Annotated in this window: 24 protein-coding genes; all 24 read right to left on the reverse strand. The window is 65.6% G+C overall.

Going from position 1 to position 21,691, the window contains the following annotated elements:
- Positions 1-4 precede the first annotated feature (4 nt).
- Positions 5-589, reverse strand: a complete 585-nt coding sequence (locus tag V4558_05895) for a DUF4126 domain-containing protein (protein ID MES2305017.1) — start codon at positions 587-589, stop codon at positions 5-7.
- Entirely contained in the window at positions 586-1,956 is a 1,371-nt protein-coding gene (locus V4558_05900) for a serine hydrolase (GenBank protein MES2305018.1), read from the reverse strand. The genes V4558_05895 and V4558_05900 overlap by 4 nt, the downstream gene beginning before the upstream one ends.
- A gap of 22 nt (positions 1,957-1,978) precedes the next feature.
- The gene (locus tag V4558_05905; GenBank protein ID MES2305019.1) at positions 1,979-2,215 is read right to left on the reverse strand and encodes a GlsB/YeaQ/YmgE family stress response membrane protein; all 237 of its coding nucleotides are present in this window, start codon (positions 2,213-2,215) and stop codon (positions 1,979-1,981) included.
- 71 nt (positions 2,216-2,286) lie between these two features.
- The gene (locus V4558_05910; protein MES2305020.1) at positions 2,287-2,730 is read right to left on the reverse strand and encodes a DUF6524 family protein; all 444 of its coding nucleotides are present in this window, start codon (positions 2,728-2,730) and stop codon (positions 2,287-2,289) included.
- 95 nt (positions 2,731-2,825) lie between these two features.
- A complete protein-coding gene (locus V4558_05915; protein MES2305021.1) occupies positions 2,826-3,296 on the reverse strand; it encodes a DUF4112 domain-containing protein in 471 nt (156 codons plus the stop codon).
- Positions 3,293-4,456, reverse strand: coding sequence for a hypothetical protein (locus V4558_05920; GenBank protein MES2305022.1), 1,164 nt, complete (start codon positions 4,454-4,456; stop codon positions 3,293-3,295). Before V4558_05920 ends, V4558_05915 begins: the two co-directional genes overlap by 4 nt.
- Positions 4,457-4,466: 10 nt before the next feature.
- Positions 4,467-4,841 (reverse strand): VOC family protein, encoded by a 375-nt coding sequence (locus V4558_05925; GenBank protein ID MES2305023.1) that lies wholly within the window; start codon positions 4,839-4,841, stop codon positions 4,467-4,469.
- A complete protein-coding gene (locus V4558_05930) occupies positions 4,838-5,899 on the reverse strand; it encodes a hypothetical protein (GenBank protein ID MES2305024.1) in 1,062 nt (353 codons plus the stop codon). The genes V4558_05925 and V4558_05930 overlap by 4 nt, the downstream gene beginning before the upstream one ends.
- Positions 5,900-5,937: 38 nt before the next feature.
- Positions 5,938-6,810: an ABC transporter permease gene (locus tag V4558_05935; protein MES2305025.1), complete on the reverse strand. Its 873-nt coding sequence runs from the start codon at positions 6,808-6,810 to the stop codon at positions 5,938-5,940.
- Positions 6,807-7,844 (reverse strand): ABC transporter permease, encoded by a 1,038-nt coding sequence (locus tag V4558_05940; GenBank protein ID MES2305026.1) that lies wholly within the window; start codon positions 7,842-7,844, stop codon positions 6,807-6,809. Before V4558_05940 ends, V4558_05935 begins: the two co-directional genes overlap by 4 nt.
- A complete protein-coding gene (locus tag V4558_05945; protein MES2305027.1) occupies positions 7,841-9,223 on the reverse strand; it encodes an ATP-binding cassette domain-containing protein in 1,383 nt (460 codons plus the stop codon). Before V4558_05945 ends, V4558_05940 begins: the two co-directional genes overlap by 4 nt.
- A complete protein-coding gene (locus V4558_05950) occupies positions 9,220-9,987 on the reverse strand; it encodes a Nif3-like dinuclear metal center hexameric protein (protein ID MES2305028.1) in 768 nt (255 codons plus the stop codon). Before V4558_05950 ends, V4558_05945 begins: the two co-directional genes overlap by 4 nt.
- Positions 9,984-10,976, reverse strand: a complete 993-nt coding sequence (locus V4558_05955) for a BMP family protein (protein MES2305029.1) — start codon at positions 10,974-10,976, stop codon at positions 9,984-9,986. Before V4558_05955 ends, V4558_05950 begins: the two co-directional genes overlap by 4 nt.
- 206 nt (positions 10,977-11,182) lie before the next feature.
- Complete coding sequence (locus V4558_05960; GenBank protein MES2305030.1) at positions 11,183-12,250, reverse strand: putative glycoside hydrolase; 1,068 nt, start codon at positions 12,248-12,250, stop codon at positions 11,183-11,185.
- 2 nt (positions 12,251-12,252) lie between these two features.
- Positions 12,253-13,140: a ParB/RepB/Spo0J family partition protein gene (locus tag V4558_05965; GenBank protein ID MES2305031.1), complete on the reverse strand. Its 888-nt coding sequence runs from the start codon at positions 13,138-13,140 to the stop codon at positions 12,253-12,255.
- Positions 13,137-13,925 carry an AAA family ATPase gene (locus V4558_05970; GenBank protein MES2305032.1) on the reverse strand — a complete coding sequence of 263 codons (789 nt, stop codon included), beginning with the start codon at positions 13,923-13,925 and terminating at the stop codon, positions 13,137-13,139. The genes V4558_05965 and V4558_05970 overlap by 4 nt, the downstream gene beginning before the upstream one ends.
- Positions 13,926-14,565: 640 nt before the next feature.
- On the reverse strand, positions 14,566-15,882 hold the full coding sequence (locus V4558_05975; protein ID MES2305033.1) for an ABC transporter permease: 1,317 nt from the start codon (positions 15,880-15,882) through the stop codon (positions 14,566-14,568).
- Positions 15,882-16,850 (reverse strand): ATP-binding cassette domain-containing protein, encoded by a 969-nt coding sequence (locus V4558_05980; GenBank protein ID MES2305034.1) that lies wholly within the window; start codon positions 16,848-16,850, stop codon positions 15,882-15,884. The genes V4558_05975 and V4558_05980 overlap by 1 nt, the downstream gene beginning before the upstream one ends.
- Before the next feature lie 427 nt (positions 16,851-17,277).
- Positions 17,278-17,550, reverse strand: a complete 273-nt coding sequence (locus tag V4558_05985) for a hypothetical protein (GenBank protein MES2305035.1) — start codon at positions 17,548-17,550, stop codon at positions 17,278-17,280.
- A complete protein-coding gene (locus tag V4558_05990) occupies positions 17,547-17,969 on the reverse strand; it encodes a BrxA/BrxB family bacilliredoxin (GenBank protein ID MES2305036.1) in 423 nt (140 codons plus the stop codon). Before V4558_05990 ends, V4558_05985 begins: the two co-directional genes overlap by 4 nt.
- A gap of 38 nt (positions 17,970-18,007) precedes the next feature.
- Entirely contained in the window at positions 18,008-18,436 is a 429-nt protein-coding gene (locus tag V4558_05995; GenBank protein ID MES2305037.1) for an SUF system NifU family Fe-S cluster assembly protein, read from the reverse strand.
- Positions 18,436-19,653 (reverse strand): cysteine desulfurase, encoded by a 1,218-nt coding sequence (locus V4558_06000; GenBank protein MES2305038.1) that lies wholly within the window; start codon positions 19,651-19,653, stop codon positions 18,436-18,438. The genes V4558_05995 and V4558_06000 overlap by 1 nt, the downstream gene beginning before the upstream one ends.
- Entirely contained in the window at positions 19,650-20,906 is a 1,257-nt protein-coding gene (gene sufD / locus V4558_06005; GenBank protein ID MES2305039.1) for a Fe-S cluster assembly protein SufD, read from the reverse strand. The genes V4558_06000 and sufD overlap by 4 nt, the downstream gene beginning before the upstream one ends.
- Positions 20,903-21,670 carry a Fe-S cluster assembly ATPase SufC gene (sufC, locus tag V4558_06010; protein MES2305040.1) on the reverse strand — a complete coding sequence of 256 codons (768 nt, stop codon included), beginning with the start codon at positions 21,668-21,670 and terminating at the stop codon, positions 20,903-20,905. Before sufC ends, sufD begins: the two co-directional genes overlap by 4 nt.
- Positions 21,671-21,691 lie beyond the last annotated feature (21 nt).

Genomic DNA, 21,691 nt, shown 5'->3' on the forward strand with positions numbered 1-21,691 from the left:
CGGATCAGCTCGACGGTGGAGGATGTGCCGGGCGTCCGAAGACCACACGACCGGCACCCCGGAAGACTACCACCAGCAGTACAACGACCGCGATGAGTGCCACGAGTGGGAGCAGGACTGCCAGCAGCGCCACGCCGACCCCGCCGATGGCTTCGACCAGCGCCACCAGCGGATTCGCGAGCCCGCCGGTGAAGGCGGTGGACTTGAGCCGGAGCAGCACCGAAGCGCCTTGCACCAGGCCGGCGGCGGCGCCCCCGCCCACGATGCTCACGGCCCACCGCAACGATGGCGGCAAGTCAACCATCACCGCAGCGGAGGCAAGAATTCCCGCGACAACTGCGGCGGGCGTCGCCACGGTGTCGAGCGCGTGATCGACCCATGGGAACGTGTAGGCCGCGAGTTCGAGCAGTGTGGCGCAGCCGAGGGCGACAATGGCGGGCGTCGTCGCGAGCCAGGAGAAGCCATTGCTGAGCGGCAAGTGGCCGCTTCGTGACGCCACGGCGGCCACCAGCAGCGGCACGAACACCCGGAAGCCGCAGGCCGCTGCGAGGCCGAGTCCCGCCCCGAGCGCCAGCAGCAACTCGATCACGGCAGCCTGCGCCCGGGCATGCTGTTGTTGTTCTGTCGTAGCGTCACGCCGCTCACCGCACCGGTGCTATCGACCTCGAACTGCAGCTCGGCCTTGACCACCTTGAAGAAGAAGGTCGCCGACGCGGAGGGATAGACGCGAAGCCGCGATTGCCCAGTTGCCTGGGCCCAGAGCCCTTCCTCGTCCTGGGTGATCGCGATCACGAAGTTGGGCGCGAGTTCGTAGCGACCCACGAAGCGGCCGAGTGCGGCGGCGGGAAGGGCGATTTCCTTGACGATGTCGCGCACCGGCGGCGCCAGTGGCGGCTGACCACGAAGCAGCGAGATCGCGATGCCGTCCATCGGGACATTGGCATTGTTGAGCACGACGACCGCGCGCTGCAAGGTGATGTTGATGCCGAGGAAGGTGCGGAAGCCACCGGTGCCGCCATTGTGCCAGACGACGTCGTTGCCGTCGATATGCAGATGGTGCCACGCGAGCCCGATCGAGTCGGCCCCGTTATACGGACGCCGCGGGCGAATCGCGAAGGCGAGTGCCTTGGCGAGTGGACCGCGCGTGGTGTCGCGCACAGCGGCAGCAAGGCGGAGCAGGTCGGGCACGGTGGAATGCAACGCCCCGGCCGCGAGGAACGCCGGGAGGTGCCAGTCGGCGGTGCTGAGCAGCTGGTCGTTGTGTCCGCCCGCCGCGCGCGCGAGGTCCTCTGCGGTGAGGTCGATCCGCGTGTCGGCCATGCCAAGCGGCGCAAGAATGCGCTCGCGGATGAGGGCTTCGTATGGCTTCTTCGCGCGCTCGGCGAGTGCCCGGCCGAGCAGCCCCATGCCGAGGTTGGAGTATTCGTATCGCGCACCGGGGGCGCGCTTCATCTGATAGCGCCCGAGAAATGCGACGAGCCGTGACTCGGAGTAATCGGCGTACGGATCGAGCGGATTCGCCGGTGTGAAATCATCCGGGATCGAAGGCAGCCCCGAACTCTGCGTCGCCAGGTCGAGCAGCGTGATCTGCTGACCGTTGAAGGATGGAATGGTCCAGCCCGGCAGATACTTCGAGACCGGGTCATCGAGCGCGACTTCGCGCTTGAGCACCATATCGGCGAGCAGGGTGCCGGTGAAGACCTTGGTGATGGAGCCGATCTCGAAGAGCGTCGAGTCGGTCATCGCATCATCGCGACCGGTGTGACGGGTGCCCGCGGTCACGGTGGAGGTGGTCTTGGCCGTCATCCGGCCGGCGACCACTCCAACGATGCGATGCTCGGCGACCCAGCGACTGAAAGTGGCCTGAATCGCGCCATCGGCATTGGGGTCCTGAGCAACCAGCGGTGCTGCCACGAGTGACAGCACCGCCAGGAGGAGCGTCGATTGACGCGTCACTACATACCTCGGGTGTTCGAGATCAGTTCTTGTTCATCATCCGGTAGATCCAGAGCAGCAACATCGCCCCCAGGACCGAGCCGATCCAGCCCACGGTGCCGGTGCCGCCGAGCATCCCGGAAATCCAGCCACCAACCCAGGAGCCTGCGATACCGAGCAAGGTAGTGATGATGAAGCCACCGGGGTCCTTCCCCGGCATCAGGAACTTGGCGATGACGCCAATGATGAAACCGATCAGGATGGTCCAGAGAATGGTCATTGGAGCCTCGGGGTTGAGTGGTTGTTCGCTACAAAGTGAGCTTGTGGGAGCGGCGCTAGCGCCGCTCCTACCTATTGGACCTCATCAGTATCGATCTGCCCGCTCATCCGCCGGGAGATGTGCGACCAGCTCATCCCCATCGCCAGAACGATCGAGAGTATTACCAGGACGATCCACTCGATGGCGGTACCCTGCATGGCCAGCACCTTCCAGCTCGCGAGGAGCCAGACCACGCCTGCGCAGAGGGCGAGTACGAGCACCGCACCTCCCGCACCGAGCGAGCGGCGGGTCGCCTGCAGGTAGAGCACCCAGCCGGCGAGGAGGATCACGCCGAGAAGGAACTTGAGCGGCGCGTTGGCACCGGGTTCGCCGATCCCGCTGCCGAAGACCGGCATCAGAGCCCAGTGCACGAACGAGGTGCCAGTCGGGTTCCAGGTGATGAGAACGAGGAGAAGGGCCAGCACCCAGCGGATGCCGATGCCACCCCATGAGAGCGTCTCGGAGCTAGTTGCCATTCTGAACGTTACCTCCGAATTGGCGTGACGGGAATACGGTTTCAGGGGCGAAACGCGGAAACGACGAGAAGGGAGAAGGGAGAAGGGACCGCCGCTCAGATCGAGAAGATCCACGCGATCGCCCGGACGGCCAGCCAGACCGTGAGCGTCAGCAGCGCGCAGAAGGCCGCAGCCACTCCGATCAGCACCAGCACACTTCGCCGCCGGACGCCGTGCGGGTCGGCGAGCCAGGCTTCGAGCAGGGCGAGGTTGCGAGTGTTGGCCCGGAACTGCGAGTCGAAGATGTCGCCGGCGATCGGAATGACGCCGCCGACGGTGTCGATGGCAATGTTCACCAGCATTCGCAGCAGGACAATCGGAGGTGCCTTGAGCCGGGCGGCGATCATCAGCCCGTAGCCAGCGAGGAGCCCCCCGGCGATATCGCCGAGCCCCGGGATGAGCCCCACCAGGGCGTCGAGGCCGACCCGACCGATGATCGGCAGGCGGATCGCCTCATCCCAGACCCGTGCCAGGCCGCGGAAGCGCGCGAGTTCGGCCTCGCTCGGCGGGGCGGTGAGTCTGGTCATGGCGAGACCGCGATGAGCCGGGCGAGGTCGAGGTAAGCCACACCGTTCTGGTCGAGGCGACGCACCAGCACGCGATCGCCATCGGCGGCGAGGAGGCGATAGCGCGCAGGCATTTCCACGCGACGGGTCAAGTGTCCTGCGGTGTTGAACACCGCGAATCGGCGGACATTCTCGGTTGGCACCACGGTCTCGGCCACCCAGAGTGCGCCGTCGGCGGCTCCGATGACGTCTTCGTAGTGCGCCACCGAATCGGCAAACCGGGAGCCGACGGCTGCGCGCTGTCGCGCCTTGATCGAATCGCGCATTGCTTCGGTCACGAGGCGGGCGGGCTCGGCCAACGCGACGCGCATCCGGAGCACGCCGGTAGAGTCGTGAACGTCGAAGGCCCATCCCTGATTGGTACCGACCACCAGCCGATTGCCCCAGAGCTTCACGATCGTCTTCCGCCCGAATTCGACATCACGATACCCGAGCAGACCAGCGGTACTGTCGCCGGCCTTGATCGGATACCAGTCGAGCCCCGGCCACGACGCGAGGGTATCGCTCCCCGTGGCGGTGATCCGCACCAGGAATTCGCGATTCCGCTGCACCGATTCGTCGAGTTGTGTCGGCAGGATTGGAGCGCGCCTCACGGCAAGCAGGGCACCATCGCGGACCGGAAGCAGCAATTGATCGGAACTCGCGGACACGGCAAGCGATATATCGGTGCGGAGGAGGAGTTCCGGCGAGAGCCGGATGAGTCGCGCGGGGCGGTCGAGCAACCAGATCGAGCCATCGTCGGCGCGATGCGGTGCCGGACGATCGCGAAACTCGCCAGGTCCGTCGCCGTGCCGGCCGTAGCTGCCGAGCGGCGTACCCGCAGAATCGAAGAGCACCACTCGATACGCGCGGTCATCGGCAACAATGAATCGATCGGCACCGAGAAAGAGTGCCGACGTGACGAAGCTCATCTCACGGAGCGCGTCGGCCTTGGAGCCGCCAATGGTCACTGTCGGCGCACCGAGCCGGAAGCGTGGCGCTTGCGACAGTGCGCCGGCCGGATGCTCGACGATCGCGACGCCGGCGGAATCGCGGGTTGTGATCGTGTTGCTGGCCACCGGAATGGCGGGCGGCTTGCCGCACGCAGCGAGGAGCGCGAGCACCGCGACGCGCATGTTCACGCCGGGTGGCTCAGGCGTCGAGCGTGAAGTGCGGATTCTCGATCACGCCGAAGACGTTGCCGAACGGATCGTGCACGGCACCGGCCTTGATCCCGCCACCAACATCCTGCACCGGTTCCTGTGGCGTCGCGCCCAGGAGAATCAGTCGCGCATAGGCCGCTTCGGCGTCGCTCACGCCCCAGTAGGCAACCCCGGCCTCGGCACGCAGTGGTGCGCCGCCATCGGGCACAAGACCGAGCTCGTAGCCGCCAACGTTGAAGCCGACATAGAAGGGTTCGTCGAAGTACGGTGCATGGCCCACGACCTCGGCGTACCACGCCTTGGCCTTGGCGAGATCGACCACACTGTACTTGGCCGTGCGCAACCCCAGGAAGAATCCGCTCATCGCTGCTTGCCTCGGTTCAGTTTCGTGGTGTCGAGCACCACACGCATCAGTTCGGCCTGATTCCACCCGTTGGCGGTTACGCGAACACGCATCACGACACCGGGTTCGACGGCGAACGGGTACGACGCGTCGAATCGAGTCGTCGCGAGCAGGGCGCCACTTGCCGGATCGAGGACATCGATCACCGTATCGTACACTTTATCTGCGTCACTGATAGAGAGGGAGGCCGCGCTGTCGCTACCGGCCGCACTCAATCCCGCGCTCCATTTGGCATCCGCAGCCTTGCCGAGCACCCAGAGCCGACCCGCTGCGTCGAACCAGGCATCCATGAGCATTGGTGACGGTGGTGTGGTCTTGCTCGGCGCACTCGCGGTACCATAGGGAGTAAACCAGTCGGGCTGCCGCTCGATCACGCCCAGCAACGTGCCGGCGCTATCCCAGTGCTCAAGACGATAGCGGAACTGCATCGGCATCGTCCACCAGGAACCGTCGGGGGCGCGAACCAGTCGCCGCGGCGAGTGGATCGCGAGTGCGGCGCTGTCTCCGGCGATCTGCTTCGAGATGCTGCCGTCGGGCGCGAGGAGCAGCAAAGGAAACGGCCGCTCACTCGATGATGAGGCCAGCAGTACTCGACCATCCATCCCAACCTCGGCGTCCCACGGTCCGATCGGCAGCTGCACGGTGCGGACCCAGGTACGGCTCGGTGCGAAGACCAGCGCGCGCTGCGCGTTGTCGAAGAGCCAGAGCGAGTCGCCCAGGCCGATGCGCGCGAAGAGCGGCTCGCGAAAGCCGTCGGCGGAATCGCCTGCAGTACCCAGCGGTCCGAGAAACGCGCCGCTGTCGCTATAGGCGAGTGGCAGCGACGCGACGCCGCCGGGCTGCGGCACCAGTACCCGGTACCCGCCGGGATGATGGGCACTGACGCGCGGCCAGGTCGCCATCGTCCCGGCGCCCTCGGTCGCGCCGATGACCGACATCGGTTCCAGTGAGATCGGGGCGAGTGTTCGTTCGCTGGTGCAGGCCGCGGAGAGCGCGCAGACGGAGAGAAGCCATTTCATCGCGCGCATAGGGAACTCCGGTACTCCGAGAGATGACTTCAGTTACGACCTGGTCGACGACGTGCGACGACGGCGAGCGCCAGCAAGTAGGGCAGGGCAATCCAGAGCTGATAGGGCACCCCGCTTCCGCTCGCTTGGACGACGTACTGCAACGCTGTCGCACCGCCAAAGAGTAGCGCCGCTGCAGCGACAGGCCCCGGTCGCTGCCGACCGAGCACGACGATAGCGATGGCGATGAAGCCGCGACCACCGGTCATCCGCTCGGTGAACGTCCCGACCTGCGCCAGGACGAGTGAGGCGCCGGCGAGCCCGGCCATCGCCCCGCCGAGGAGAATCGCGACCGTCTGCACCCGACCAACCCGGACACCAACCGCTGCGGCCGCCTGCGGCGATTCGCCGGCCGCCCGCAGCTCAAGCCCGTAACGGGTGCGGAAGATGAGCCAGCCAGCCAACGGGATGACGAGGTAGGTGAAGTAAGTAAGCGAGGATTGATTAAAGAAGGGTTCGCCGATCAAGGGAATGTTCGACAGCCCCGGAATACGCACCTTGGCGAGCGTCGGGAGGGAGAGGCCGGCCCCGCCATCGCCGAAGACCCGCCGTGCAATGACACCAGTGAGACCCGTCGTTCCCAACGTAACGGCGGTTCCGGTAATGATCTGGTCGGCACGGACACCGATGGCGATCGCCGCGAAAATGGCTGCCGTTGCGACTCCCGCCAGCAGCGCTGCGGCTACCCCGGCCCCGGTGCCGGCCGCGCCCGCGCCGACGGCGGCGCCGAAAGCACCCGCAAGCATGGCTCCTTCGATACCGAGGTTGATCACGCCGCCACGTTCAACTACGGTCTCGCCGATGGCGGCGAGTGCGAGTGGGGTCGCCACCCGGACGGCCGCAGTCAGCAGATCGCCGATCATAGCGCTCGCTCCTGCCGCCGGGTGAGGACGACCAGAGTCAGGATCACGACCGCCTCGACCACCTGAACAGCCACCGCTGGAACACCCGCGTCACGTTGCATCGCGCCGGCGCCGGCCTCGAGCGCACCGAAGAGCAGTCCTGCGATCACGACTCCGAGCGGCTGGAGACGGCCGAGGAGGGCCACGGCGATCGCAGTGAAGCCGTATCCGGGCGAGAGGTTCTGATAGAGGGCGTAGGAAACCCCGCTCACCTCGACGGCTCCGCCGAGTCCGGCGAGGGCACCCGACCAGAGGAGGGCTGTCGCCAGAACGCCTGAGGCGGCGATCCCGCCGGTGACCTTCGCTGCGGTGGCGCCGGCCCCGACGGCACGGAGCCGGAAACCCCAGCGACTCTTCCAGAAGAGCAGCCCGACCAGTAGCGCGAGCAACAGGGCGATCGGCAGCCCGAGGTGCATCCGGGCACCCGAGACCAGCTTGGGCAGCTGGGCCGAGAGGGCGATCGGTCCGCTCTGCGGATAGATGTGCGATGGTTCCTGCAGCGGTCCGGTCACCGCATACGACACCGCGGCATCGGCGACGAAGTTGAGAAGCAGCGTCGAGATCACCTCGGTTACGCCGAAGCGGAGTCGCAACGCCACCGGCAACAGCATCCAGGCGGCGCCAGCGATCGCTCCGGCGCCCAATACCATCGGGATCGCGAAATACGGCGGCAGCGCTGCGACGTGGAGACCGGCCCACGTTGCAGCGATGGCGCCGAGGGCGAACTGCCCCTCCATCCCGATATTGAGCGCGCCCCCTTTGCTCGCGATCGTGAATGCCAGCCCGAGGATGATGAGCGGCGTCGCGCGAACCAGTGTCGCCGACGAGATCGCATACCACGAGCCGAAGGCGCCACGCCAGAGGGCCGCCAGCGACGCGCCGACATCGAATCCCGCAACGGCGAGGAAGGCCGCGAGCAGCAAGAGTCCCACGCCGAACGCGAGAACGGCTTCGAGGATTCCGGGCCCCGCTGACTGAGAGCGTGGTGCTGTCATCCCGACAATCCGAGCAGCGCGTCACCGACGTCATCGCGGGAGGCATCGACCGGCATCTCGCGGATGACACCGTTCGCCACGACGAGCACGCGGTCTGCAATTGCGAGGACTTCATCGAGGTCGGAGGAATGCACCACGACCGCCATCCCCTGAGCGGCGGCGAGACGGAGTCGCTCATGAATCGCCTGGGTCGCGAGGATGTCGAGTCCGCGGGTTGGATCCTCGGCGACGAGCACCCGTGGCTCACGCTCGAAGGCGCGGGCGAAGATCAGCTTCTGCTGATTGCCGCCGGAAAGCTGGACGGCGAGCGTCTCGGTGCCGTCGGCGCGCACGTCGAACTGCTCGAGCAGCTGCGCCGTGCGGGTACGCCAGGCCGGCCAATCGATCCAGGCACCTGCGCGTGCGAGTACGCCGAGGAGCAGGTTCTCGGTGAGCGTAAAGGGAGGGATCAATCCTTCACGGCTGCGATCCTCGGGAATGAAAGCCACTGGCGAAGCAACCTCGAGTGTGCCGCGTGCCGGCACAATTCCCGCGATTGCTCGCAGCAGCTCGCGCTGTCCGTTCCCTTCGATGGCCGCGATTCCCACGACCTCGCCCCCGCGTATTTCGAAGGATTGCGGCGAGCCGCCGATCAGCAGCGAATCACCGCGCACGAGCACGTCGCCCGGAACGGCAGCGCTCCGTGTGGTCCGTGGGAGCGCGCTGCCGAGCATCGCCTTCGCGAGAGAGGCGGGGGTCTCTGTGGCGATCGGACCAGTCAGCGTGACCTTGCCGCGTCGCAGCACGGTGACGCGACCGGCGGCGGCGAAGACTTCGTCGAGTTTGTGGGTGATCAGCACGACCGCACCGCCGCGATCGGCGAACCGGCGAATCGTCTGCAATAATTCCTGCACTTCACGCGGGGCCAGCACGGCGCTCGGTTCGTCGAGCAGCAGCACGCGCGCATTGGCGGCGAGTGCCTTGACGATCTCGAGTCGTTGCCGGAGCTGCACCGAGAGCGACCCCGCGAGCGCTGCGGGGTCGAGCGGCAGCCCGGCTTGGGCGATCGCCTCGGCGGCTCGCCGTTCGGCACGTTTGCCGGTGTCACGCCAGCCGGCGGCCAGCGCGATGTTCTCGCCGACCGAGAGTGACGCGATCGAGGTGAAGTGCTGGTGCACCATGCCGATTCCGGCGGCACGCGCGGCAACCGGCGAGGCGAAGGAGGAACCGCTATCGGGGCGGATGAGCCCGTAGGCGATATTCATCAGCGTACTCTTGCCGGCGCCGTTTTCGCCGAGGAGCGCGTGCACTTCACCGGCGGCAACGTCGAAGGAGACGTTGTCGAGGGCGAGGGTGTTGCCAAAGCGCTTGCTGATCTGCTGGAGCGAGAGGAGCGTCACATCCCCGTCGGGTGATCGTGAAACACCGCGTGCAGGCCGAAGCGCTCGGCAAGGTGTTCCCCGAGCGCCTTCACGCCCACGGTCTCGGTGGCGTAGTGGCCGGCGTACAACACGTTGATGCCGAGCTCGAGCGCATCGAAAGTGGTGTGATGGGCACCTTCGCCGGTGATGAAGGTGTCGAGTCCGGCATCGACTGCCGCCTCGATCCGGTTCCCTGCCGCGCCGGTGATGATCCCCACGCGCGTGGTCGTCTCGGGGCCGCCAGGAATCAGGTGCACCCGGCCGCCGAGCAACTCCGTGAGCCGTGCAGCGAGCGCATCGCGCGACATGATGAGATGTCCCGCTGCTCCGAACGGCATTCCGCGATAGAGATCGAACGGCACCGGATCGAGAATCCCGAGCATCCGTGCGAGGACGGCATTATTCCCAACGTCGACGTGACTGTCGAGCGGAATGTGGGCCGAGTAGACGGCGATGTCGTGATCGAGCAGCGACTTGATGCGCCGATAGCGGCGATCGACCATCGGCACGTTGCCGTCCCAGAACAGGCCGTGATGCACGATGAGCATGGTCCCGCGCTCACACTCGGCCACCACGCGATCGATGGTCTGCTGCGACGCATCGACAGCGGTGACGAATGACGAGATCACCCCGCTGTTTTCAACCTGCAGCCCGTTGAGCGCGACATCCGCGTCGGGGATGCTGTCGATGTCGAGAAATTCGTCGAGGTATTCGAGCACTTCGTCGAGTTGTGCCGTTCTCATTTGGCCACCTGTCCGGCAACGATGAGCGTACCCGCAGCGATCGAGTCGGCGGCCGCCTGCACCCGCGCGGCGAGGCCGGCGGGCCAGTTGGGCTGCAGCGCGGTGTTAGGAATGAAGCGGATCACGCCGCTGGCGACACCAAAACTCTCCACCCGCGGCGTGAAGGTGCCACCCTGCACCTCGCGACCGACGAGCAGGAAGGCACGCGGCAGATCGATCGCGGCCGACGCCTCGACTCGATCGGGCGCGAGGGACGACTGGTCGGCATTGGCGCCGTAGACGTTCACGCCCGGTGTTTCCTTGGCCGCAGAAAACATCCCGAGCGCCGCCGCGTCGGCATTGTGGTGGATCTGATCGATGCCGAGCCGGATCATCGCGAGGGCGGCTTCCTTGCCGGCAGCGGCGTCATCGAAAGTGTTGAGATAGACCAGCCGGCTCTGCACATCGGGGCGGGTCGCCTTGGCACCCTGCAGCCACCCCTCGTAGCCGAGCTTGATGGGCGGCAACTCGAGCCCGCCGATGAAGCCGATCTTCCCGCTCCGGGTGAGCGCGCCTGCCACCATGCCGCAGAGGTAGGTCGCCTCGTGGATCCGGAAGACCAAGGGCACCACGTTGCCCGCCACCCGCTGGCCGCTGGTGATCACGAAGATGGTTTTCGGGAAATCCTTCGCGACCCGCTCGGCCGCGTCCTGGAATTCGAAGCCGTGACCGAAGACCACGCGGTATCCCTGAGTCGCGTAGCTACGGAGCGCTTCCTCCTGTTCGGCCGGGGTGCGTGCCTCGATATGGGAGATCGACGCCTTCAGGGAATCCTGTAGCTGCTGCAGTCCCTGATAGGCGCCCGAGTTCCACGCTGCGTCGGCGATGCTGCCGGGCGTCACGAGGGCGACCTTCATTCCCTGCGTCGAGTCGCCTGGGGCGGGCGCGGGCGCCTTGGCACTGCACGCGGTGAGCGTGAGAGTCAGGGCAAGATGAATTGCTCGGCGCATGCTCGCTCCCGCTGGCGGTGGACCCTTCAAAGCTACAGCGGTTGGAACGGAGTGTCCGCTATGTGTGCGTTTGCAAGGGGCGAGGGGTGTTGCATCGTGGGTGCCTCGCAGCAGCCTTGGAGGCGCCGCGCACCAGCTCTAATGTCGCCAGCTCGAACCGCCGTCGGGACTCCGTTGGGCTGCGGAGAGGCAGCCCGCGGCGATCGCTAGGGCTTCGCGCTCGCGAGCTTCACGCCCGCTTCGATCGACGAGTAGATCCCCTTCGGGTTCCAGAAGAGATACTCCTTGATGCCGAGATCGCGGGCGGCCCGGATCTGGGCGGCGATCTGTTCGGGGCCGTAGTGCGTGGTGCGATCGACCCATGGCGCGTCGAAGGCCTGCAGAAAGGGGAAGATCTTCCCGGGCTTCTTGCCAGCATCGATCAGCGCCTGGCGGCGCTTGAGTCCGAGCGTGAGCGAACCGTGCACGGTCTTGTAAGGGAATGCATTCGGATGATTGGCGCCCTTCGGACCATAGTAGTGCGAGGGATAGGCCATCGGGATCAGGGTCGGGCTCGACTGAATGAGCTTCTCCCATTGCTGGTAGACACCCGAGCCATCGGGCACGTGCATCGACCACGCAAAGAGCGCTGCCGACATCGCGATTCCCTTTCCGTTCAGCTGCTTCTCTGCGGCCTTGAGGAAACCGGCGACGGCATCACTCGGATCACCCGCCGGTCCGGGATAGACCTGTCGACCGATCTTGTGTGACGGCTCCGGAGTGCGCACGTAATCCCACATCACTTCATCGACGCCCTGCGCTCCGGCATCGAGGGCGATGGCGATGTTGTAGTTCCACGCGCCCGTGGATGTTGGTGAGAGCCACGCGTGACCACTCTGATTGCGCCAGAGCCCACCGCCCTTCTCGTTCTTGATGGCCCAGTCAGGGTGCGCTTCGGCCGCACCACCATCATTGAACGTGACGGCGCGTCCCATCACATAGAGCCCGGCCTTGTGCAGTTCGCCGACGATCCAGGTCAGGTCGGCGAGATGTTTCGCGCCGCCGCCACTCGACGGACGAAAGGTGGTCCCTTCCTCGGTCTTGATGTCGATGACCCAGGTATTGAGTCCGGCGCGCGACGACAACTCGATCAGCTTCGCGCGGGTTGCCGGTGTGCGCAGCGCGCCCATCGGCACGTAGATGCCGTGCACGAATTCGGGTCGCGGGACTTTTGCGATCTGGGCCGGGAGCGATTGGGTTGCAGCAAGTGTCAGCGCAAGGAGGAGTGCGCGCATGGTCATCCTTCGAAAGGCTGTCCGAGAATCAGTTCGAGTACGCGGGCGAGGTCGTCATTGGAATAGTACGAAATCGCCAGCAGGCCGCGTCCCCGCCGCTTCGCAGTGAGGCGCACGTCAGTACCAAGACGCTTGCGAAGGGCATCCTCCACACGCCGGGCATCGGCACTCGCCGGCTTCTGCGCGGCCGGCTTCTTCATCATCTTGCCGCGGCCCTTCTCCGGCGACTCGCCGCGCACCAGCGCCTCGACCTCGCGCACCGACCAGTTCTGGGTGACGATTTCCCGTGCGACCCGGGTCATCTCCGCGGGATCGTCGAGGGCGAGCAGCGCGCGGCCGTGCCCTTCGGAAATTTTCCGCGCCTGCAGCAGTTCCTGCACTTCCGCCGGCAACTTCAACAGCCGCAGCGTGTTGGCGACGGTCGAGCGATCCTTGCCCACCAGCCGGGCGACTTCCGCCTGCGCGACATTGAACTCGCCCATCAACCGCTGATAGCCGATCGCCTCGTCGAGTCCGGTGAGATCATCACGCTGCAGGTTCTCGATGAGTGCGAGAGTGAGCGTGGTGCGATCATCGAGGTCGCGCACGACCGCCGGCACCTTGCTCCAACCGAGGCGTTGCACGGCGCGCCAGCGACGTTCGCCCGCGATGAGCTCGAAACGCGAACCGACCGGGCGCACCACGATCGGCTGCAGCAGTCCCGATGCTTCAATGGACGAGGTCAATTCGGCGAGAGCGGTGTCGTCAAAGGAGCGCCGCGGCTGGAACGGATTCGCCGAGATCGACGCGACGGCAATTTCACGCAGTGCGCCGCTCGCTTCGGCCTGTTCGCGCGAGATCGGGCCGAGCAGGGCCTCGAGCCCGCGACCCAGTCGCTGCTTTTCGCTCATCGTGCCTCCTGACGTAGCCCATCGGTGCGCTTCATCAGCTCCTGCGCGACCGAGAGGTAGCTCTTGGCGCCAATCGACGAGAGGTCATAGAGCAGGATCGGCTTGCCGAACGAGGGTGCCTCGGCCAGACGGACGTTGCGCGGGATCACGGTGCGGAAGACCTTGGCCCCGAAGTATTCCTTGGCCTCACCGACGACCTGGCGCGAGAGATTGAGGCGGGCGTCGTACATCGTGAGCAGGACGCCGTCGATCTGGAAGTCGGGATTGAAGTTCTGCTGGACGAGGCGTATCGTGTTGAGCAGTTGGGAGATACCTTCCAACGCGTAGTATTCGCACTGGATCGGAATGATGACCGCATTGGCGGCGGTCAGCACGTTCAGCGTCACCAGGCCCAGTGACGGCGGGCAATCCACCAGAATGAACTCGTAGTCATCCTGGATCGCCGCGAGCGCCTTCCTCAAGATCGTTTCCCGATTCGGCCGCGACACCAACTCGAGCTCGGCACCGATCAGGTCCTGGGTCGCTGGCAGGACGTGCAGGAACGGGAGCTGTGGGTCGGGCCGCACCGCCTCCGCTACCGGCATCCCCTCGATCAGGACGTCATAGAGCGATCGCTCGACGCTTCCCTTCTCGAACCCCACCCCGGACGTCGCGTTTCCTTGCGGATCGGCATCAATGAGCAGCGTCTTCCGCTCCGCAATCGCAAGTGAGGCGGCGAGGTTGACGGCGGTGGTGGTCTTGCCGACCCCGCCCTTCTGATTGGCGATAGCGATGGTACGGGCCATTCTGGATCCGATGCGGTGGGGAACGCGAGGAAGATAGACGCGAGCGGCCCCGGACGACAACGCGGATGGGTGTGTTTCACGTGAAACGGCGTAGGAGCGAGTAAACGTATCGCCAGGCCGGCATTCGCAGGCGTTGCTCGTGGGCTGTCTCTCCGCAGCCCAGCGGAGTCCCGACGGCGGTTCGAGCTGGCGACATTAGAGCTGGTGCGCGGCGCCTCCGCGAGTCTGCTCCGAGGCACCCACGACTCAACGCCCGCGAACCCGTCCGAGCATGTGACGAGAAGCACTTCCTCGGTGGCGCTCGGCGCGGGGGCCGTGGGAGGAGAATCAGTAGGGAGCGCGTCCGCAGCCGGCGCTCCTCGCGCCGGCGAGCGATTCGCAGGAGCGACCGCCGAGCGGGCGGCAGCGCCCGCCGCCGGTCGCGACCGAATCGCGGACGCGCGGATCCTGATTCGACGAACGCGGCTCCCGCGCCGAGCGCCTGCGCAGGCAAGCCGCTGGCGGTGCCTGCGCAGTGTTTCACGTGAAACAAAAGCGCACAGTGGTAGGCAAACCATTACCATATAATGAGTTACCGAAACGACGAAGCCGGAGCAAGTCGCCTCGCTCCGGCCTCGTTTCAACCAGAACCGCGATTCAATTAGCCAACGCGGATCCAGTGGAAGAGCTCCTTGAAGCTCGGCTTCTTGCCGTACATCAGGATGCCAGTGCGATAGATCCGCCCGGCGAGCCAGACGCAGGCGAGGAGGCCAGCGACCATCAGCACCAGCGACAGCGCCAGTTGCGAGGCCGGCACCGAGGCGAGCGACCAGCGGACCGGCATCACGAAGGGCGCGAAGAAGGGGATGAACGACATCGTCACACCCAGCGAGCCGCCTGGATCCTTGATGAGCGCGAAGACCGAGAAGAAGCCGATCATGATCACGACGGTGACAAAGACTGCCGTCTGCTGCGCTTCCTGCACCGTGTTCACCATCGAGCCAATCGCGGCGTAAAGCGCGCCGTACAACAGGAAGCCGAGCGCGAAGTAGACCAGGAAGACGGCGAGAAGATCGGGCGCCATCGTCGGGATCGGGAAGCTCTGGATCGCGTCGGCGCTCACGTGGAACACGCTCGCGAGCTTGTCGCGATTGCTGCCGACAAGAAAGACCGAGCCACCCCAGATCGTCATCTGCGTGAGGCCGACGAGGCCAACACCAACCACTTTGCCGAGCAGCATCTGGAACGGCGTGAGCGACGATGCGAGCACTTCCATGATGCGTGACGTCTTCTCTTCAATCACCGACGTCATCGTCTGTTGGCCGTAGAGAATGATGCCCAGATAGAGGATGAAGCCCATGATGTAGGCGATGAAGAATGACGTCTGGCCACTCTGCCCCGTCGCCTTGCCATCAGTGACCTTGGTGGTCTGCAGATCAGCGGGCGTCATCGCACCCATCACCAGCGCGGGATCGACACCGGACTTCGAAAGTCGCGACGTCGCGAAGACGCGCGAGAAGACACCCTGAATCCGACCCATCGACTCGAACGACCCGACGTTGTTGCCGTAGTAGTTGAGCTTGCCGGAGGTCACCGCCTCGTCGGTGACGACGATCACACCATCCCAGCTGTGCTGCTTGGAGCCTTTGTCGAAGCCGGTCTGCGCGATGAGCGAGTCCTGCACCGCGGCGACGCGACCGACCGCGTCGAAGCGGGTGAGCTGGAATCGCGCTGCCGCATCCGGCTTCTCGCTGAGCTTCTGCGCCGCGAGGGCCGCGAAGGCCTGCTCACCAACGCCGTTGGTGGTGCCATCGACCAGTGCGACGCGTGAGGTGCGATCGCCGCTGCTCATCATCAGCGCCGGCACGACCGACGTGAAGACAATCAGCACCGGCAGCAGGATCGTCGAGAGAATGAAGGCGCGAGTACGCACGCGCTCGGTGTATTCGCGGCGAATGACTGCGAAGATCTTTTGCATCAGCCGTGCCCCCCATCCATCGTTGCCCCGGAGCGTGCGGCGACCGCAGCCTCCGGCCCTACCTTCGCAATGAAGATCGACTGCAGCGACGGCTCCACGATTTCAAAGCGCTTGAGGCCGACACCCTCGCGCACCAGCGCACCGAGCAATGCTTCCGGGTCGGCGCCGGCGGCCATCTTCACTTCGGCCGTTGCACCGTAGTCATCGACCTTTTCGATCATCGCGCGATCGGCCAGAATGCGCTCAGCCTTCTCCTTGTCGTGCGAGAAACCGAGTGCGACGAACGACCCGCCAAAGTCCGCCTTGACCTGCGCCACCGAGCCATCGACGACCTTCTCCCCGCGCGCGATGATCACGATGTGATCACACATCTTCTCGGCCTGTTCCATGATGTGGGTCGAGAAGAGCACGGTGCGGCCGCTCTTGGCAATGTCGACCACGACATCCTTCATCACCTGGGAGTTGACGGGATCAAGCCCCGAGAAGGGCTCGTCGAGAATCACGAGCTCTGGGTCGTGCAACAGCGCGCCAGCGAACTGGACCTTCTGCTGCATCCCCTTGGAAAGATCCTCGACCTTCTTCACCGCCCAGTCGGCGATGCCGAGCTTTTCGAGCCAGACATTGGCGCGACGACGGGACTCGCTCCGTGCGATTCCCTTGGTCTCGCCCAGGAAGATCAGCTGGTCGAGCACCTTCATCTTCTTGTAGAGCCCGCGCTCCTCTGGGAGGTAGCCGACCTTGGCCGAGAGGTTCCGGCTCCGCTCCTTGGAGCCGAAGAGCGAGACCGTGCCCTCGTCGGGCTCGATGATGTCCATGATCATCCGGATCGTGGTCGACTTGCCGGCCCCGTTGGGACCCAGCAAACCGAAAATGCCGCCCGCAGGAACCTCGATCGAGAGGTCGCGGACGGCGGTGTGCCCCGAAAAGCGCTTGGTGACGCGCTCGACGCGGACAGCAGGCGATGGCATTGCGGAGATCTCCGTGAGTGAGACAGCCTCGGAACTTAACGAGAAGCGAGAAGCGGGAAGCGAGGGGCGACCCCGCGGCTGTCATCCTGAGCCACCCGTAGCTGCCGTGCTTGCGCGGCAGTCCTTTGCAGGCGGGGCTCGGTCGGGGGAAGCCGTCCTCGTCGGATCAAATCCCGCGCGTTCGCGACCCGATCGAGTCCGCCGCCGGGCACGCTGCCCGTGCCCGGTTCGGCGGCTCGTCTTCGCGGGTCGCCCGCCGGCGCCAACAGCGCCGGCTGCGAACGCGCTCCCTATTGATCCTCCTCTGACCGCCCCCCCGCACCGAGCCCCCATCCTCTCGGCCTGACCTGGCGCCCACGAAAAACGCCCACCAACCTTGTGGGCTTAGTGGGCGCATAGCATACCTAACCTATTCTACTACAACACCTTACGTAGCGAACAACCGGACCGATGCGAACTCGTCGGAGGGGACGATATACATCTTTTCGGTGCTCGCGATCCCGAACTTGGCCTGCTTGGCAAGCCACTCGTCGAGGGTCGGCCCGGTGGCCGGGTCGTGGATAGCGACGTTCTTCATCACCACCCCGCGATTCCCCTTCTCGTGCCAGCGCCCCAGGTAGCTCTTGCCGGAAGCCCCGGTCACCACCACGGTGATGCCGTGGAGGTCATCGTGGCCGGGGTGGAAGACGTGGCCGCTCACGCGCAGAAGCTCTCGAAGGCCTTGAGGAGCTCGCCGGCGATCTGGTCGGGCGAACGGCCCTCGATCTCGTGGCGATGAACAAAGCGGACCACCTCGCCATCCTTCAACAACACGGCCGAGGGGGAGGAGGGCTGGTACTCGCCGAAGTAGGAGCGGGCGCGCGACGTGGCGTCGAGGTCCTGCCCGGCGAAGACGGTGTAGAGGTGTGTCGGCTTCCTGGCCGCGGACGTGAGCGCCTTGGCCAGGGCCGGGCGCGCGCCGCCGGCGGCACAGCCGCAGACCGAGTTCACGAAGACAAGCGCGGTGCCGTGCTGGTCGCCCAGGGCCTGATCGACCGCATCCACCGTGCGCAATTCGGTGACACCCAGCCGGGTGACTTCATCGCGCATCGGCTTGACCATCATTTCCGGATATGCCATCTCGACCAACTCCAATCGGTAATAGGTAGTTCGGACCGTTACTTCGTTTCGTCGAGCGCCTGCTTCATCGCGTGCCACGCGAGGGTCGCGCACTTCACCCGCATCGGGTAGGCGGCGAGGCCCTCGAAGACCGCGAGCTTGCCGAGCTTCACATTCGGAAGCGGCTTACCCGTGAGTAACCCGTGGAAGCCATCGAAGAGTTCCCGCGCTTCCTCGACCGTCTTCCCCTGCACTGCCGTGGTCAACAGCGAAGCTGACGCCTTCGACACCGCGCAACCACGTCCCTGGAACGCAACGTCGGTGATCTGCCCGACCGAGTTCACCGACAGCTCCAGCGACACTTCATCACCACAGAGCGGATTGGTCCCCTCGGCACGATGCGTCGGCGCGGCCAGGGTGCGGAAGTTCCGCGGCGACCGGTCGTGTTCGATGATGACACCCTGGTACAGCTCTGCGAGCGTCGCCATCAGCCGAAGATCCGGCGCGCCGAATGCAGCGCACTCACCACCGTCTCCACCTCGGCCAGCGTGTTGTAGGGCGCCAGCGAGGCCCGCGCGGTCGCGGCGAGGCCAAGCGCGGTGTGCAGCGGCTGGGTGCAGTGATGACCAGCGCGGATACAGACCCCCTCACCATCGAGCAGTGAAGCGATGTCGTGCGGGTGGATCCCGTCCATCGTGAAGGTGAGGATCCCCACCTTGTCGGCGGCAGTACCCACCAGGGTCAGTCCGGGCACGGACTGCAGTGCCGTGGTGGCCGCCTCGAGCAACGAGAGTTCGTGGGCGTGGATCGCATCACGATCCTGCGATTCGAGCCATTCGATCGCCGCGCCGAGACCGACTGCGCCGGCAATGTGGGGCGTGCCCGCCTCGAACTTCTGCGGGCTCGGTGCGAAGGTGGTGCGTTCGAAGGTGACCTTGTCGATCATGTCGCCACCGCCCTGCGCCGGCGGCATCTTCTCGAGATGCTCGCGCCGCGCCCAGAGCACACCGAAGCCGGTGGGGCCGAAGAGTTTGTGGCTCGAGAAGCAGTAGAAGTCGCAGCCCAGGGCGCGAACATCGACCGGGAAATGACTCACCGCCTGGGCACCATCGACCAGCACCGGCACGCCGTGCGCCCGCGCCATCCGGCACAGTTCGGCGATGGGGTTGATGGTGCCGAGGGCGTTGGAGACGTGCACCACGGCGAGCAGCCGCGGGTGCGTCGCCAGCATCGCTTCGGCGGCAGCGAGATCGAGCTCACCGCGAGGCGTGATCGGAATCGCCACGGTCGTGGCTCCGACCAACTGCCATGGTACGATGTTGGCGTGATGCTCCATCGTGGTGACCAGCACGCGGTCGCCAGCGCGCAGTGTCGGCCGGATGAAGCTCTGCGCCACCAGGTTCACCGACTCAGTGGTCCCCCGGGTGAAGACGATCTCTTCATCGGGCACGCCGCCGAGAAACTGGGCAACCGTGCGCCGTGTCGCATCCCAGGCGAGGGTGGCCTGCTCCGAGAGCTGGTAGACCCCGCGGTGAATATTGGCGTTACCCGATTCGTAGAACCGGGTGACGGCATCGATGACGGCACGGGGCTTCTGCGTGGTGGCGCCGCTGTCGAGGTAGACCAGGGGCTTGCCGCGCGACGTGGTCTCGAGAATCGGGAACTCGGCACGAAGGGTGGCCACGTCCCACGCCACGGTGGTCACGCGATCATCCGATCCAGCCGATCGCGCACGGTCACTTCAAGTGCGGTGCGCACCGGCTCCAGGGTGATTTCCATCATCACTTCGGCGACGAAGGCCCAGATCAGCAGCGCCTGCGCAGTCTGGCCGGCGATGCCGCGGGTCTGCAGATAGTAGCGCTGCAACTCATCGAGCCTGCCCACAGTCGCGCCGTGAGTGCACTTCACGTCGTCGGCAAAGATCTCCAGCTGCGGCTTGGTATCGACCTTCGCCGAATCGGAGAGGAGCAGGTTGCGATTGGTCTGCTTGGCGTCGGTCTTCTGCGCCACCGGTTCCACGAAGACCTTGCCATTGAACACCGCGCGCGAGGAGTCGGCCAGCACACCCTTGTAGACCTCCCACGAATTGCAGTGCGGCTCGTTGTGGAAGATCGCCGTGTGATTGTCGACGACCTGATCTCCACTGGTGAGATAGAGGCCGTAGAGCAACGTCTCGATGTTCGACGCATTGAGCTTGGCATGCAGATTGTGGCGCGCCAGCTTGCCACCGAGGTGCAGCACGAAGGAGCGGTAGTGCGAATCGCGCTGCTGGTCCACCTGGGTGAAGCCGATGTGCTGCGCATCGCTGCCTTCACGCTGGATCCGGATATGCTCGAGGCGGGCGTTCGCTCCCAGCACCAGCTCGGCGCAGGCATCGGTGAAGTAGGCGCCGACAGGGCCCACCGCGACGAAGCTCTCGATCAGCGTGGCCGTGGCGTTCGACTCGACCAGGACGAGGGTGCGCGGCGCGATGGTCACGCCGGTTGCGGCGCTGGTGGCCACGTGCACCACGTGCACCGGGGTGGCCACGGTGACACCTGCCGGCACGTAGAAGCACACGCCATCGACATTGAGCGCGGCGTTGAGCTCGGCAAACGGGGTGTCCGCCGGGGTCACGTGCCGCTTCAGGTGCTCGGCAACCACCGGGTCACCATCGGCAATGGCCTGCGCCAGCGAGCTGAGGCGGACACCGGCTGGGAGGGTCGCGAAGTTCGAGGCGCGCAGGTCGACGCGGCCATCGACCACGATCACCGTGGCCCATTCCGGATGGCCGAAGAGGTACGGGGTCAGGTCGGCGTCACCGAGGTAACCGGGGGCTGCCGGGCTCTCGAACGCGATGGCCTGCAGCCCGCCGAGCGGAGTGAAGCGCCACTCCTCGTCCTTGGAGGTCGGGAGGTTGATGGCGGAGTGATCCCTCGCACCGCTCGGGATGACGGGCGCTGTCAGGGTTCCGCTCACAGCGCCACTTCCTCCACGGCGCCCGTCAACCACTCGTAGCCCTTGGCCTCGAGTTCAAGCGCCAGCTCCTTCCCGCCCGACTTGATGATGCGACCGCCCGCGAGGACGTGGACGTAGTCGGGTACGATGAAGTCGAGCAGCCGCTGATAGTGGGTCACCACGATGGTGGCCTTCTCGGGGCTCTTGAGCTTGTTGACGCCGGCGGCGACGATTCGGAGCGCGTCGATGTCGAGGCCGGAGTCGGTCTCGTCGAGGATGGCGAGCTTGGGCTCGAGCACGGCCATCTGGAGGATCTCGTTGCGCTTCTTCTCGCCACCGGAGAAGCCGAAGTTGACGGCGCGCTCCATGATCTCGGGGCCCCACTCGACCACCTTCAGCTTCTCCTCGAGCAGGTCGATGAAGTCGATCGGGTCGAGTTCGTCGAGTCCCTTGGCCTTCCGGATCTCGTTGTAGGCGATGCGGAGGAAGTAGGCGTTGGTGACGCCGGGGATTTCCACCGGATACTGGAACGCCAGGAAGACGCCAGCGTGGGCCCGTTCTTCGGCTTCCATGTCGAGCAGGTCGGCGCCATCGAGCGTGACGGTCCCGCTGGTGACTTCGTAGGCCGGGTGCCCCGCCAGCACCTGCGCCAGCGTGCTCTTGCCCGAACCGTTGGGTCCCATGATGGCGTGCACTTCGCCCGCATTCACGGTGAGCGAAATCCCCTTGAGGATCTCGGTGTCGGACACGGACGCGTGCAGGTCCCGAATATCAAGCAAAGACATTGATCTTCCCGTTAACTGTGT

This window comes from Gemmatimonadota bacterium, assembly GCA_040388535.1.
In the GTDB taxonomy this organism is placed as follows: domain Bacteria; phylum Gemmatimonadota; class Gemmatimonadetes; order Gemmatimonadales; family GWC2-71-9; genus Palsa-1233.